Here is a 13781-nt window from a genome sequence, read left to right as displayed (position 1 = left end):
CCTTGTGGCGAGGGAGCTTGCTCCCGCTGGACTCTGTAGGAGCTGGCGAAGCCTGCGATCTTTTGATTTTGATCTTTCGCTTGGAACTCAAGTGTCTTGGGAAAGATCGCAGCCTCGTTGCACTCGTCAGCTCCTACAGGGCAGCCGAGCGGGAGCAAGCTCCCTCGCCACGGGGTAGTTGTCTGGCTTGATTCCGGTGTTGATCAGTCCGCCAACAACACCGCCGCATCGAAGCCCACCCGCAGGTTGCCCCAATGACGGCCGCCGAAGAAGAACGGTACGTCGATCTCGGTCATGATTTCCCCGGTATCGCGCAGGTAGGTCTGCAGCAGGAAGCGCTGGACGTTGCCCGCCGCGCGCAAGCCGATCGGGTCGTTGAAGATGCGCTTGTTGCGGCACACCGGCAAATCCACCGCCCGGTCGCCGGTCGGCGGCTTGGAGACCCAGCTGTTATTCACCGGGCAATAGCCCTTGCTGTCGACCATGAACGACACCTTGCCACCCGGCGTGCTGCGGGTGAGCTTGTCGCATTCTTCCTGGCAGACCTGGGCAAAGCGTTCGGTGTAACTCGTCATGTACTGCTTGGGATCGGTGCCGGGAACCAGTTGGTAATTCTGATCGAACAGGTTCAGGCCTTCCCGTTGCAGCGCTTCCAGGCGGACTTGCAGCGTATCGCGGCACTCGCTGGCGCGGGTGATGGCGGCATCCAGCTTGCCGTGCCCCAGTACGAAACGACCCAGCAGCGCCTGGACCTTCTCGGCCACGCCGGACAGGTCGCGGGTGGCCGTGGCCGAATGCTGCATGCGCTGGTCGATCAGTTGGCTATCGGCGTGAATCTGGGTGACCCGGTCGTTGATCCCGGTGTTGCTGTCGGCGAACTGCTGGATATGGGTCGCGATGTCCGCCAGCTTGCCATTGGTGGATTCGAAGTCGACGATCATGCTTTCGAAATGGCCGGAGGCGCGCTCCACCACTTTCTGGGTTTCCCGGGCGCTGTGGCTGATCTGGGTCGTCTGCTCATGGGTCGAACTGACCTCGTCGAGCATGGCGTCGATGTTGCGCGAGATATCGTCGGTGGCCCGGCTGACGTTTTGTGCCAGGGTCCGCACTTCATCGGCCACCACCGCGAAGCCACGGCCGCTTTCGCCGGCCCGGGCGGCTTCGATGGCGGCGTTGAGGGCCAGCAGGTTGGTCTGGGCTGAGATCTGCTGGATCAACCCGACAATCGACTTGATGCTCGACGAACGCTGGTTCAAGGCGCTCACCAGGGTGGCGAACTCACCCAGGCTGCTGGAAATTTCGCTGATGTTGCCGGTCACTTCCAGCAGCTCGGCGTAGGAATCGCGGGCCATGCTCAGGTTCTGCGCCGTGGTGCTGGAGATGCCCTGGGTCTGGCGCGAAACCTCTTCGATGCGGCCCACGGCGGTGTTGCTCTGGTCCATCACTTCCTTGGCGAAGCGCGCCTGGTGGGTGGCACTGTCGCTGGAGTCGCTGATGTTCTTCAACGAACGGGCCGACTCCACGGCAATGTGCACGGTCAGCGCCTGGACATTGCTGATGATTTCCCGCTGCTTGGCCAGGAAGCGATTGCAGGTGGCAGCGAGTGTGCGGATCTCGTCGTGGGTCACCAGCGGCAAGTCCTTGGACAGGTCGCCTTCGCCGTTGGCGATCTCTTCCAGGGCCTTGGTCATGGTGGTGACGGGGCGCACGATGAGGTGGCGGAAATACCAGACCATGAAGCTGATCATGCCCAGGGTCAGGACAGCGCCGAAGAGCAGGGCATGGGTGAGGCTGTCGAGCCGGCCTTCGATCTGCCCCAGCAAGGTGCCGTCCAACTGCGCGTTACGCAACAACAGCATGATCTCGGCGCGGGCGCTGAGGGCTACCCAATAAAGCAAGCCACTGACCAGCACCAACAGGAAAAGGCTCGACAGCTTTTTGGTGAGGGTATCGAAAAACTGCATCTCGATAGACTCATACAAGGCCTTTAACGTCTGCATCACGGCTCCAGGGAAAAAAAAGATTCGATGGCATACATTCGACCGATAGCGGCAAAGCTTTAGCGGATTTGGGCGATTTGATATCACCTTGCGATGCTGGCGCGCGTTAACCCTGTCTCTGCGGTGAAACAGGATGTCAATACCTGCTGTTACGAATTAGACGAAAGTCGTACTAGCGCGTTGCCCGACGGCTGCTACGGTTTGAAGTGCAAAACAATAAAAACAAATAGAGGGCGTCTCCATGTCCACTGAAAAGCAACAGGCTGCGCGTGACTACTGGAAGGAAAACCTACGCTGGATGCTGGTTCTGCTGGCCATCTGGTTCGTGGTGTCGTTCGGTTTTGGCATCTTGCTGGTCGACTCACTCAATACCATCAGCTTCTTCGGCACACCCCTGGGGTTCTGGTTCGCCCAGCAGGGTTCCATCTACGTCTTTGTGCTCGAGATCTTCTTCTATGTCTGGAAGATGAATCAGCTCGATCGCAAATATGACGTCCACGAAGACTGAGGGCGGCCCGCATGGACACAAAAACCCTGATTTACCTGGTCGTAGGCGCCACCTTCGCGTTGTACATCGCGATTGCGATCTGGACGCGTGCCGGCTCCACCAGCGAATACTACGTCGCCAGCAAGGGCGTGCACCCGGTACTCAACGGCATGGCCACCGGTGCGGACTGGATGTCGGCGGCGTCGTTCATTTCCATGGCCGGGATCATCGCCTTCGCCGGGTACGATGGCTCGGTCTACCTGATGGGCTGGACCGGTGGCTACGTGCTGTTGGCGATGTGCCTGGCGCCATACCTGCGAAAATTCGGCAAATTCACCGTGCCCGAATTCGTCGGGGCGCGTTATTACTCGCAGACGGCGCGAGTGGTGGCGGTGATCTGCGTGATCTTCATTTCCTTCACTTACGTCGCGGGGCAGATGCGCGGCGTCGGGATCGTCTTTTCCCGTTACCTGGAAGTGGACATCAACACCGGCGTCATGATTGGCATGGCCATCGTGTTCTTCTATTCGGTGCTGGGCGGCATGAAGGGTATTACCTACACCCAGGTAGCGCAGTATTGCGTGATGATTTTTGCCTACATGGTGCCGGCTATCTATATCTCGATGATGATCACTGGTAATCCAATACCGCAGTTGGGCTTTATCAGCGAAGTGACCGGCTCGGGGCAGAGCGTGATCGAGCGGCTCAACGGCTTGGGCGCCGAATTAGGCTTTTCTGCCTATACCAATGGCACCAAGTCGACCATGGATGTGTTTTTCATCACCATGGCGCTGATGGTCGGCACCGCGGGCCTGCCCCACGTGATCGTGCGGTTCTTTACCACGCCCACCGTTCGGGATGCACGCAAGTCGGCGGGCTACGCTTTGCTATTTATCGCCATTCTCTACACCACCGCACCGGCCGTGGCGGCCTTCGCACGCACCAACCTGCTGACCTCCATTCCCAATATCAGTTACAGCACCGCGCCGACCTGGTTCAAGGCCTGGGAGAACTCCGGACTGATTGCCTGGGCGGACAAGAACAACGACGGCATCATCCAGTACGGCCCGGGCGCGGCGCTGGTCGGGACGCCGAGTTTTACCGGCGAGCGCGGGGCGCATGAGCAGCGGTTGCTGAAGAACCAGCTCTCGCCGGTGCCCAACGAGCTCTACGTCGACAACGACATCATGGTCTTGGCCAATCCCGAGATCGCTGGCCTGCCGGGGTGGGTGATCGCCTTGATCGCCGCCGGTGGCCTGGCGGCGGCGCTTTCGACCGCAGCGGGGCTATTGCTGGTGATCTCCACCTCGATTTCCCATGACCTGCTCAAAAGCAACATCATGCCCACGATCAACGAAAAGCAGGAGCTGCTCGCGGCACGCATTGCCGCTGGTGTGGCGGTGTTGATTGCCGGATTGTTTGGCATCTACCCACCCGCATTCGTCGCCCAGGTGGTGGCGTTCGCCTTCGGGTTGGCGGCGTCTTCGTTCTTCCCGGTGATTGTCATGGGGATCTTCTCCAAACGCATGAACCGCGAAGGCGCGATCGCCGGGATGATCGTCGGGCTGACCTTCACATTCACCTACATCGTCTACTTCAAGTTCATCAACCCGACGATGAACACGGCTGAACATTGGTGGCTGGGTGTGTCCCCTGAAGGCATCGGCACGTTGGGGATGGCCTTCAACTTCCTGGCCGCTGTGGTGGTGTCACGCTTTACCGCGCCGCCGCCGGAGCACATCCAGCACTTGGTCGAAGACATTCGAGTACCGAGAGGAGCCGGTGCTGCCATCGATCATTAACGGGTAGTCCTGGAGGAGGGAAACCAGGGAGGGCGCCGGATTCATCATCCGGCGCCTTTTTTTGTGCGCAGAGTCAAGCAGGAAGATGTTAGAAAGATTTACTGGGAATCATTCTCAAAGTATATTCGCTCTCATTCCTATCCCTCTGTGAGTGCGCGTCTTGAATCGTTCCACCCCTATCGCTTACCGCAATGCTCTCGTCAAATGTGTTTTACCCGCGCTGTCCTGCTGTTTCATGGCAAGCCCCCTGAGGGCACAAGACACTCTGGAGCTGCCCACCACCAACGTGCAAGGCAGTCGGATCATTCAGGACGAAGGCTACACGACGTCGCAAGCCAGCACGGCGAGCAAGAGCGATGTACCGATCAAGGAAGAGGCGCAATCGATCAACGTGGTAACCCAGCAGACCTTGGCGGACTACCAAGTGCGCTCGCTGGAGGACGCAATGAAATTCGTCAGCGGCGTCAGCCAGGGCAACACCTTGGGCGGCTCGCGGGACTCGCTGGTCAAGCGTGGTTTTGGTACCAACGACGACGGCTCGATCCTGCGCGATGGCGTGCGTTCGAACCTGGGCCATAACTTCAGCGCCACCACCGACCGCGTCGAAGTGCTCAAGGGGCCGGCCTCGATGTTGTACGGCGCACTGGAGCCCGGCGGTCTGATCAACGTCATCAGCAAGAAGCCGGAATACACCCAAAGCACCACGCTGAGCGGTTCGGCCTACAGCGAAGGCGGCGGCACCATGGCCCTGGATACCACTGGGCCGTTGGGTGACACCGGGTTGGCCTATCGCCTGATCGCCGAACGCGGGCATGAGGATTACTGGCGCAACTACGGCGTCAACGAGAGCACCCTGGTGGCGCCGTCCCTGGCGTGGACGGGTGAGCGGGCTTCGTTGAACCTGAGTTATGAGTACAACGAATATTCCAATCCGTTTGATCGGGGTACGGTGTTTACCAATGGGCACCCGGCCGATATCGACTATGACAAGCGTCTTGATGAGCCTTGGGCCAAGAGTGTCGGTATTCGCGAAACGGCGACGGCGCGGTTCGAGTATGAGTTGAGTGAGGCGTGGAAAACGCGGGTGACTTATGGCTGGAACAATGACCGGTATAGTCTTTCGATTGCGCAGCCCGTCACTTTGACTGGAAACCTGTTGAGCCGAAGGGCCAATGGCGCTCATTACGATGATGAAACCCGCTACGCCAGCTGGGATTTCATGGGCAAGCAGGAACTGTTCGGCCAGCGCCACGACCTTTTGGTTGGCATTGATAACCAAGTATCCGATCAGTTCCGGGGTAAGACCTACCGTGGAAAAGTCCAGCCTGGTTTCGATATCACGTCGCCGGTCTATGGCAACCTGCCAGAGCCAAGCCTTGTCAGCTCTACTGACAGTAATCTGCGAAACCAGTTGAATTCCAGTTCGGTGTATCTGAAAGACAATTGGCATTTGGATGACCGCTGGATTCTGGTATTGGGTGGTCGCTATCAACACTACGATCAGTACAGCGATCAAGGCTTAGGTGGTGATTACGATGTCAATCGTGATGACAATGGCGACGCCTTCGTTCCGTTCCTGGGGCTGGTCTATAAAGCCACCGATACCCTTTCGCTGTACGGTAACTACAGCCGGTCGTTCAAGCCCAATGATGTAGTCGACAAGGACCGTCGTACATTCAAACCAGAGGAGGGCCGTAGCTACGAAATCGGCGCCAAGTACGATCCGCTGCCGGGGCTGAACATCAACCTCGCTTTGTTCGACATCGTCAAAAAGAACGTAGTCACCACCGTTGACGAAGTCTCGGAAGCCGCCGGCAAGGTCGGCTCCCAAGGTCTGGAACTCGACATCACCGGTCGCCTGGCCGACCGTTGGGATTTGATCGGCACCTATGCCTACACCCACACCGAAATACTGGATGATCCCAAGGACGAGGGCCATCGCCTTCCCGATGCGCCAAAAAACACCGCCAGCCTGTACCTGAGCCACCACCTGAACGTGCCTGCCGAATTCGGTGCCTGGCACGCCGGCGCCGGTGCCCGCTACGTCGGCGAACGTGCGGCCAATAAAGCCAACGATTTCTGGCTCAGCAGCTACACCGTCGCCGACGCCTTCCTGCGCTGGGAGTCGCCAGTGTTCGGGCACAAGACGTCGTTGCAATTGAACGTCGACAACCTTTTCGACAAGCAATACTACCCGTCCTCCACCGGCAGCCAGGTGCAGGTCAATGTCGGCGAGCCGCGTACCGCCAGGCTGAGCGCCAGCGTGACATTCTGATTCCGCCGTACTGAAACACAAAATGCCCGGGACCTGTGTCCCGGGCATTTTTTATGGCTGTCAGCAGCTAAGCCGCCGGGCTGCCAACGGGAGTCTGGGCGACACCGTATTTAACGCCCGCCCTGAGAGCATGACGAAGCTTCAGCGCCGATCGCTCGATCCCATAATACGAAATACCGCTCAAGGCGAACGACAATACCAGCACCACCGTGATGATCAGACCGCTGTACGCCACCGGCCAGAACGCCCGCAACACGTACATCACCACGAAGTGATTGAGGAACACGCCGTAGCTGATATTGCCCAGGAACTCATCCAACCGGTGACGCTTCAGCCTGCTAAGCAGGAACACCGCCGGCAGGCCCAGGGTGATACCCAAGGTCACCTCGGCATTGAAAGGCCGACGAGGAATGATCCCCGCGACGATGGCCAGGAACATCAACGCGGCAACCAGCAGCGTGACGGACACCATCGACAGCCCCTTGGCCTGGGCCCGATACAGGTAGCTGCCGCAGAGGAAAATGAACAGTACTCCCGGCAGCAGGCGGTAGCCGTAGATGTCGGTGTCGAGGTAGCCCAGCGAGGCGACCATGAACACCGTCACGGACAGCGCAAAGGCAATACCCCGCGTCTTGTAGAGAATCAGGAACGGGATCAGCAGGTAAAAACCCATTTCCAGGCCCAGGGACCAGGCCGGTGGCAGGATCTCGGGTACGGTGATGCCGAACATGTAGAAGCCCAGCGGCAGGATCGGCAGGCTGGTGGCGATGTTCTCGAGGGTCAGGGCGGCGGCCTGGGGTGTGCCCGGCAGGAGGAAATGGATCACGACGCAGGACAGGACGAAGTACAACAGGAACTGCGGGTACAGCCTCAACAGTCGATCGATATAGAACAGGCCGATCTGGCCCGGGGTGTTGTAGGTCTTCTCGATCAGCGAGGTCATCACGAAGCCGCTGATGATCAAGAAGGACACCACGGCAACGACGCCGGGGTTCAATCCAAGAAAAGTCACGCCCATGTGCGAAACGGCCACCAACATGGCCAACAGCAACCGATAAGCCCCCAACGCGCATCATCCTTAATCAGAGTCGATCCGTTTGCGCGGTACGTTAGGTGGCTTTGCGAGCCGTTTATAGTGGTTTGCGAGGGGATGGCGGGGCAGTGGGGTCAATTGTCACATTTGACACATATGTGTCAGTGGGATGGCCATCGCGAGCAAGCTCGCTCCCACAGGGATCGGGGGGCATACACAAACATTGCATACACCGCAGGCCTCATTGTGGGAGCGAGCTTGCTCGCGAAAGCGGTGTAACTGTCACAGAGACGCTGAATGTGCCACCGCCATCGCGGGCAGCCCGGCTCCCACAGGGATCGGGGCATACATAAACATTGCATACACCGCAGGCCCCATTGTGGGAGCGAGCTTGCTCGCGAAAGCGGTGTAACTGTCACAGAGACGCTGAATGTGCCACCGCCTTCGCGGGCAAGCCCGGCTCCCACAGGGGGCGGGGGGCATACATGAACATTGCATACACTGCAGGTCCCATTGTGGGAGCGAGCCTGCTCGCGATGGCGATGTAACGGATCACCGAAACGCCGGCACCACCTGTTGGATGAACAGTTCCAGGGATTTTTTCTTCTCGGCATGGGGCAGGCTGTTGTCGCACCAGAAGCTGAACTCATCCACTCCCAGTTCCTGGTAATACTTGATCCGCTCGATGATCTGCTGCGGCGTGCCGATCATGGTGTTCTTGCGGATGTTCTCCAGCTGGAATTCCGGACGCTCGGCGAATTTTTCTTCCGGGCTCGGCGCGAGGAAGCCGTTTACCGGTACCTGCTTGTTGCCGAACCAGGCATCAAAGGTGCGGTAGAACTTCGAAATCGCCTGGGCACCGATTTTCCAGCCTTCGGGATCGTCCACTGCGTGTACGTGGGTATGGCGCAGCACCATCAATTGTGGGCGTGGCACGTCGGGGTTGTTGTCCAGGGCGGCCTGGAACTTGTTCTTCAGGTCCAGGACTTCCTCATCGCCCTTCATCAACGGCGTGACCATCACATTGCAGCCGTTGGCGACAGCGAAATTGTGGGAGTCCGGGTCGCGGGCGGCGATCCACATCGGCGGATGAGGCTTGCGGATTGGCTTGGGCACGCAGGTGGAGGTGGGGAATTTCCAGATCTCGCCATCATGGGCGTAGTCGCCTTGCCACAGGGCGCGCACCACCGGGACCATTTCCCGCAGGGCCTGGCCGCCGGAGGATGCGGGCATGCCGCCGGCCATGCGGTCGAACTCCACCTGGTAGGCACCCCGGGCCAGGCCGACTTCCATGCGGCCATTGCTGATCACGTCCAGCAGCGCGCATTCGCCGGCCACCCGCAGCGGGTGCCAGAACGGCGCGATGATGGTGCCGGCGCCCAGGTGAATGGTGGTGGTCTTGCCGGCCAGGTACGCCAGCAGCGGCATCGGGCTCGGCGAGATGGTGTATTCCATGGCGTGATGCTCGCCGATCCAGACGGTGCTGAAACCGCCGGCCTCGGCCAACAGGGTCAACTCGCTCAGGTCTTCGAACAGCTGGCGATGGCTGACGCTTTCGTCCCAGCGCTCCATGTGTACGAACAGGGAAAATTTCATGGCGCTTTCTCTTGTTTGTTGACGATCGGTTCAGGCGAGGACGGGCAGGGCGCCCATCTTGCCGTGGCAATAAACCAGCGGTCCCGGTGTGTGCTGCGGCACGATCAGGTTCTTCACTGCGCCGACCATGATGGCGTGGTCGCCGCCTTCGTATTCGCGCCACAGTTCACACTCGATGATGGCGGTGGCGTTGCTCAGCAGCGGATTACCCAGTTCACTCAAGGTCCATTCGATGCCTTGGGCCTTGTCCTTGCCTTTGCGGGCGAAGGCATAGGCTTCGTTCTGTTGGCCGCCGGAGAGGACATGGATGGCGAAGCGCTTGTTCTTGATCAGCACCGGGTAGGAATCGGAGCCGTAGTTGGGGCAAAACAACACCAGCGCCGGCTCCATCGACAATGAGCTGAAGGCACTGGCGGTGAGGCCGACGATCTGGCCGTCGTCATCGAGGGTGGTGATCACCGTCACCCCGGACGGGAACGAGCCCATGACTTGTTTGTACACGTTGGCATCGATCATCGGACGATCCTCGGGCTGTAGCGGTTGTGGGCGCGCGCGATGTTCATCAATGGGCACCCGCGGCTTTGTTCAGGTCGCTCTCGGCCCATTGGGTGTAGACGCACGCATCGGCGGTGGCCCAGCGCACGCGCACCGGGTCGCCAGCCTTGAGTGGCATGCCGGCGGCGGACAGCGCCTTGACGGTCATGGCCGTGCCGCCGGAGGTCACGACGCTGCAGGTCTGGCTTTCGCCTAGGAACAGCACTTCGACGACCTTGGCCGAGACCTCATTCCAGCCGGCCGCCAACGGTTCCTGGGCCGCTTGCGCGACGCTCAGGGCGAGGGCTTTTTCCGGGCGCACCATCAGCAGCACGTCCTGGTCCGTTTGCAGGCCGGCGGTCAGGCGGATCGACAGCGATTGGCCTTCGAAACTCGCCACGGCATTGCCCTGGGCCTTGAGCTTCAGGAAGTTGGAGTTGCCCAGGAATGACGCGACAAAGGCGTTCGGCGGGTTCTGGTAGAGGTCATAACCGCTGCCCAGGCCGACGATTTTGCCGTGGCTGAAAATGGCGATGCGCTGGGACAGGCGCATGGCTTCTTCCTGGTCGTGGGTGACGTAGACGATGGTGATGCCCAGCCGGCGGTGCAACTGGCGCAGTTCGTCCTGCAAATCTTCACGGAGCTTTTTATCCAAGGCCCCGAGAGGCTCATCCATCAGCAGGATGCGCGGTTCATAGACCAGTGCCCGGGCAATCGCCACGCGCTGTTGCTGGCCGCCGGACAGTTGCGAAGGGCGACGATGGGCGAACTCTCCCAGTTGCACCAGCTTGAGCATGGCGTCGACCCGGCGTTCGCGCTCGGCGCTGGCCAGTTTGCGAATCGCCAGGGGAAAGGCAATGTTGTCGCGCACCGAGAGATGAGGGAACAACGAGTAGCGCTGGAACACCATGCCAATGTCGCGTTTGTGCGGCGGCACGTTGACCAGGGATTTGCCGCTCACCAGGATCTCGCCGCTGCTGGGGGTTTCGAACCCGGCCAGCATCGACAGCGTGGTGCTCTTGCCCGAGCCGCTGGAGCCGAGGAAGGTCAGGAATTCGCCATCCTGGATCTCCAGGGAAATATCGTCCACGGCGGCAAAGTCGCCGTAGTGCTTGTTCAGGTTGCGCAGGCTGACCAGGGTCTTGTTGTTTTGTTGTGCGGGGTCTTTGACGGCACTCATCGTGTTCTCCTAGGCGCTCAGGCGCTGATTTCGTTGCGCCGGCGCAGGGCGGCGGCGATCACCATCACCAACACCGAGAGGCCGATCAGCAGCGTCGAAGCGACGGCGATCACAGGCGTCAGGTCCTGGCGCAGGGTGGTCCACATCTTGACGGGCAGGGTTTGCAAGGTCGGGCTGGCCATCATCACGCTCAACACCACCTCGTCCCACGACACCAGGAACGCGAACAGCGCACCGGCGACCATGCCCGGGCGAATCGCCGGGAATGTCACTTTGAACACCGCTTGCAGGCGCGAGGCACCGCAGATCACTGCCGCATCCTCGATGGATTGGTCGAACAGCTTGAGCGAGTTGATGATCGAGATAATGGTGAACGGCAGCGCGACGATCACATGGCTGACCACAAAGGCGAACATCGTCCCGGTGTAACCGAGCTTGAGGAACAGCGCGTACACCGCCACCGCAATGATCACCAGCGGCACGATCATCGGCAGGGTGAACAGGCCGTAGAGCATTTCCCGGCCCGGGAAGCGCCCGCGCACCAGGGCAAACGCCGTCGGCAGGCCCAGCGCCACGGCGCAGACGGTGGTCAGCAGCGCAACCTTGAGGCTGGTCAGCGCTGCGCTCATCCAGTCGGGGTTGGAAAAGAACTGGCCGTACCATTTCAGGGTCCAGCCCGGTGGGGGGAAGACCAGCCATTGGGACGAACCGAACGACAGCAGCACGATGAACACGATGGGCAACAGCAGGAACAGCGCGATCAGCCCGGTGGTGAAATACAGGCCGAACCGCATGCGCCGGCTCATGGCATTTGGGGTCAGGAGCATGACGGCTTACCTCGCGTTGCTGGCGCCCACCGGGGATTCCGGCTGGAGCTTCAGGTAGAAGTAGAACAACACCAGGGTGATCGCCACCAACAAGGCAGCACCGGCACTGGCCAGGCCCCAATTGAGGAACGACTGCACCTGCTGGATGATGAATTCCGGCAGCATCATGTTCTGCGCGCCGCCCAACAGGGCCGGGGTCACGTAGTAACCGAGGGACATCACGAACACCATCAGCCCGCCGGAGAACAGCCCCGGCCGGCACAGCGGCAGGAACACCCGGAAGAAGTTGGTCCAGGGGCTGGCGCCGCAAATCGAACCGGCCTGCAGGATCATCGGGTCGATGGCCTGCATGGTCGCCTGCAACGGCAGGACGATGAACGGGATCATGATGTAGCTCATGCCGATCACCACTCCGGTGAGGTTGTGCACCATCTCCAATGGTTGGTCGATGATGCCCAAGGCCATCAATGCCTTGTTCACTACCCCGGAGGCCTGCAACAGCACCAGCCAGGAATAGGTGCGGGCCAGCAGGCTAGTCCACATCGACAGCAGCACGATGTTCAACATCCAGCGGCCCCAGCCACGGGGCACCAGGGTGATGGCCCAGGCCAGGGGGAAACCCAGCAGCAGACTGAACAACGTCACGAGCCCGGCCACCGAAAAGGTGTTGAACAGCACCCGGGCATAGGCCGAGTTGGCGAACAATTGCTCGTAGTTGCCCAACCCGGGCACCGGCTCCAGCACGCCGCGCAGCAGCAGGCCGATCAGCGGCGCCAGAAAGAACAGGCCGAGGAACAGCAGGGCGGGCAACAGATTGCCGGCGCCGCGCCAGCGCTGCAGCCGCGACGGCGCTTGCGGTGCAATGGCCGGGACGGTCGCCACACCGGCAGCGCCAGCGGCGCCCCCGGTGTGCTGGGTTGCCGTTGCCGACATTTTCATTTGACCAGCCATTCGTTCCACCGTGTCGCGATGTCCTGACCGTTCTTGGCCCAGTACGCGAAATCAAGCGTGATCTGATCCTTGGCGTAGGCAGTCGGCAAGTTGGGGGCGAGCACCGAATCCAGGCGTGCGACGCTGTCGACGTTGACCGGCGCGTAGGCGGTCAGGTTGGAGAAATCGGCCTGGCCCTTGGCGCTGCTGGCATTGGCCAGGAACTTCATGGCGGCGGCCTTGTTTTTCGAGCCTTTTGGAATGACCAGGATGTCGGCCATGACCAGGTTCTGCTTCCAGCTCACGCCGACCGGAGCGCCGTCTTGTTGCAGGGCATAGATACGGCCATTCCAGAATTGGCCGATGCTGGCTTCGCCGGACGCGAGCAGTTGCTGGGACTGGGCGCCGCCGCCCCACCAGACGATGTCTTTCTTGATGGTGTCGAGTTTCTTGAAGGCGCGGTCCAGGTCCAGCGGATAGAGCTTGTCTTGAGACACGCCATCGGCCAGCAGGGCCAACTCAAGCACGCCGGGGCTTGGCCATTTGTAGAGGGCGCGTTTGCCGGGATAGGTCTTGGTGTCGAACAGTGCCGACCAATCCGTTGGCTTGCCCGCGCCGAGCTTGCCTTCGTTGTAGCCGAGCACAAACGAGAAGTAGAACGAGCCGACACCGTGGTCGGAGACGAAACGCGGGTCGATCTTGTCGCGTTGGATGACCGAGAAATCGAGGGGTTCGAGCAGGCCTTCGGCTGCGGCGCGCAAGGCGAAGTCCGCCTCGACGTCGACCACGTCCCACTGCACGTTGCCGCTTTCGACCATGGCCTTGAGCTTGCCGTAGTCGGTGGGGCCATCCTGGACCACGGTGATGCCGCTGGCCTTGCTGAATGGGTCGGCCCAGGCCTGCTTCTGCGCGTCCTGGGTGCTGCCGCCCCAACTGACGAAGTTGACGCTTTCAGCGGCCATCGTCGCCTGGCTGGTGATACTCAGCAGGCCGGCAAAAAGAATTGCGGCTGCACGTTTCTTCAACACCATTTTCACGCCCTCATTGTTGTGTTTATTGAGCGGGCTTTTGTTCGCCCACTTATCGGGAGCATTGGTCCAACTGGCCTTGCGGGGGA

At 60.4% G+C, this 13781-nt stretch carries 11 protein-coding genes; 3 read left to right on the top strand and 8 right to left on the bottom strand.

Going from position 1 to position 13781, the window contains the following annotated elements:
• Positions 1 to 203: 203 nt before the first annotated feature.
• On the bottom strand, positions 204 to 2000 hold the full coding sequence (locus J3P85_RS14345) for a methyl-accepting chemotaxis protein (RefSeq protein WP_411384580.1): 1797 nt from the start codon (positions 1998 to 2000) through the stop codon (positions 204 to 206).
• Between the two features lie 241 nt (positions 2001 to 2241).
• Between J3P85_RS14345 and J3P85_RS14340 the strand changes: the two genes are divergently transcribed.
• The 3 genes from J3P85_RS14340 (at position 2242) to J3P85_RS14330 (ending at position 6564) form a co-directional block, all read left to right on the top strand.
• Positions 2242 to 2508 (top strand): DUF4212 domain-containing protein, encoded by a 267-nt coding sequence (locus J3P85_RS14340; protein WP_186710468.1) that lies wholly within the window; start codon positions 2242 to 2244, stop codon positions 2506 to 2508.
• An 11-nt stretch (positions 2509 to 2519) separates the two neighbouring features.
• On the top strand, positions 2520 to 4289 hold the full coding sequence (locus tag J3P85_RS14335) for a sodium:solute symporter family protein (RefSeq protein ID WP_434706284.1): 1770 nt from the start codon (positions 2520 to 2522) through the stop codon (positions 4287 to 4289).
• A gap of 235 nt (positions 4290 to 4524) precedes the next feature.
• On the top strand, positions 4525 to 6564 hold the full coding sequence (locus J3P85_RS14330) for a TonB-dependent siderophore receptor (protein ID WP_434706283.1): 2040 nt from the start codon (positions 4525 to 4527) through the stop codon (positions 6562 to 6564).
• 67 nt (positions 6565 to 6631) lie between these two features.
• Here J3P85_RS14330 and J3P85_RS14325 read toward each other — a convergent pair whose 3' ends face one another.
• From J3P85_RS14325 to J3P85_RS14295, 7 genes are all read right to left on the bottom strand, one after another.
• On the bottom strand, positions 6632 to 7630 hold the full coding sequence (locus J3P85_RS14325) for an acyltransferase family protein (RefSeq protein WP_434706282.1): 999 nt from the start codon (positions 7628 to 7630) through the stop codon (positions 6632 to 6634).
• Positions 7631 to 8149: 519 nt separating this feature from the next.
• A complete protein-coding gene (locus J3P85_RS14320; RefSeq protein ID WP_186710464.1) occupies positions 8150 to 9193 on the bottom strand; it encodes an LLM class flavin-dependent oxidoreductase in 1044 nt (347 codons plus the stop codon).
• A gap of 30 nt (positions 9194 to 9223) precedes the next feature.
• Entirely contained in the window at positions 9224 to 9709 is a 486-nt protein-coding gene (locus J3P85_RS14315) for a flavin reductase family protein (RefSeq protein ID WP_434706281.1), read from the bottom strand.
• A gap of 46 nt (positions 9710 to 9755) precedes the next feature.
• Entirely contained in the window at positions 9756 to 10907 is a 1152-nt protein-coding gene (locus J3P85_RS14310; RefSeq protein ID WP_434706280.1) for an ABC transporter ATP-binding protein, read from the bottom strand.
• 17 nt (positions 10908 to 10924) lie between these two features.
• Complete coding sequence (locus J3P85_RS14305) at positions 10925 to 11734, bottom strand: ABC transporter permease (RefSeq protein ID WP_434706279.1); 810 nt, start codon at positions 11732 to 11734, stop codon at positions 10925 to 10927.
• A 6-nt stretch (positions 11735 to 11740) separates the two neighbouring features.
• On the bottom strand, positions 11741 to 12673 hold the full coding sequence (locus tag J3P85_RS14300; RefSeq protein ID WP_250965467.1) for an ABC transporter permease: 933 nt from the start codon (positions 12671 to 12673) through the stop codon (positions 11741 to 11743).
• A complete protein-coding gene (locus J3P85_RS14295) occupies positions 12670 to 13695 on the bottom strand; it encodes an ABC transporter substrate-binding protein (protein ID WP_434706278.1) in 1026 nt (341 codons plus the stop codon). Before J3P85_RS14295 ends, J3P85_RS14300 begins: the two co-directional genes overlap by 4 nt.
• Between the last annotated feature and the right edge of the window lie 86 nt (positions 13696 to 13781).

It is taken from the genome of Pseudomonas sp. Z1-12 (assembly GCF_051132015.1).
Taxonomy (GTDB): Bacteria; Pseudomonadota; Gammaproteobacteria; order Pseudomonadales; family Pseudomonadaceae; genus Aquipseudomonas; species Aquipseudomonas zanjanensis.
This window is presented reverse-complemented; position numbering and strand designations above follow the sequence as displayed.

Excerpts from the sequence above, each read along its gene's own strand:
- J3P85_RS14315 (WP_434706281.1), bottom strand. The coding sequence starts at position 9,709 with ATGATCGATGCCAACGTGTACAAACAAGTCATGGGCTCGTTCCCGTCC.
- J3P85_RS14340 (WP_186710468.1), top strand. The coding sequence starts at position 2,242 with ATGTCCACTGAAAAGCAACAGGCTGCGCGTGACTACTGGAAGGAAAAC.
- J3P85_RS14300 (WP_250965467.1), bottom strand. The coding sequence starts at position 12,673 with ATGAAAATGTCGGCAACGGCAACCCAGCACACCGGGGGCGCCGCTGGC.
- J3P85_RS14345 (WP_411384580.1), bottom strand. The coding sequence starts at position 2,000 with ATGCAGACGTTAAAGGCCTTGTATGAGTCTATCGAGATGCAGTTTTTC.
- J3P85_RS14295 (WP_434706278.1), bottom strand. The coding sequence starts at position 13,695 with ATGGTGTTGAAGAAACGTGCAGCCGCAATTCTTTTTGCCGGCCTGCTG.
- J3P85_RS14310 (WP_434706280.1), bottom strand. The coding sequence starts at position 10,907 with ATGAGTGCCGTCAAAGACCCCGCACAACAAAACAACAAGACCCTGGTC.
- J3P85_RS14320 (WP_186710464.1), bottom strand. The coding sequence starts at position 9,193 with ATGAAATTTTCCCTGTTCGTACACATGGAGCGCTGGGACGAAAGCGTC.
- J3P85_RS14330 (WP_434706283.1), top strand. The coding sequence starts at position 4,525 with ATGGCAAGCCCCCTGAGGGCACAAGACACTCTGGAGCTGCCCACCACC.
- J3P85_RS14305 (WP_434706279.1), bottom strand. The coding sequence starts at position 11,734 with ATGCTCCTGACCCCAAATGCCATGAGCCGGCGCATGCGGTTCGGCCTG.
- J3P85_RS14335 (WP_434706284.1), top strand. The coding sequence starts at position 2,520 with ATGGACACAAAAACCCTGATTTACCTGGTCGTAGGCGCCACCTTCGCG.